The 502-nt window shown below is 54.6% G+C and carries 1 protein-coding gene; it reads left to right on the top strand.

Going from position 1 to position 502, the window contains the following annotated elements:
- Positions 1–35 precede the first annotated feature (35 nt).
- Positions 36–502 (top strand): hypothetical protein (locus tag IMO47_RS17010; protein WP_198426930.1); only part of this gene is annotated, 467 nt, incomplete at its 3' end.

Raw genomic sequence — 502 nt, 5'->3', positions numbered from 1 at the left:
TTGATGGTGGCTTTGATAATGTTTGGGTGAATAACTTGAATATTGCTAATCCAACAGGCGAAGAATCTATTTTAATGTTCGATGTTGGTGGCGCTTCAAATGGTGAATTCTTATTACAGCGCCGAGTTGTTAAAGGTGGTTATGAGTATTTACTAAATCAACATGCGGATGGTGATTGGTATTTGGAAAGCCACAGTACAACTGGTCCAACAGGCTCAACGGGTCCAACAGGCCCGACGGGACCTACAGGTCCGACAGGCCCTACGGGTCCAACTGGCTCAACAGGTCCGACGGGATCGACAGGCCCGACGGGATCGACAGGCTCAACGGGACCTACAGGTCCGACTGGCTCAACAGGCCCGACGGGATCGACAGGCCCGACGGGACCTACAGGCCCAACGGGATCGACAGGTCCAACGGGGTCGACAGGTCCAACGGGGTCGACAGGTCCAACGGGGTCGACAGGCCCAACGGGTCCGACAGGTCCAACGGGACCAAAAGA

It is taken from the genome of Acinetobacter sp. Res13-Abat-PEC15-P4-01, assembly GCF_015676285.1.
Taxonomy (GTDB): domain Bacteria; phylum Pseudomonadota; class Gammaproteobacteria; order Pseudomonadales; family Moraxellaceae; genus Acinetobacter; species Acinetobacter nematophilus.
The sequence above is the reverse complement of the archived record's forward strand: the minus strand, read 5'-3'. Positions and strand labels throughout refer to the sequence as shown.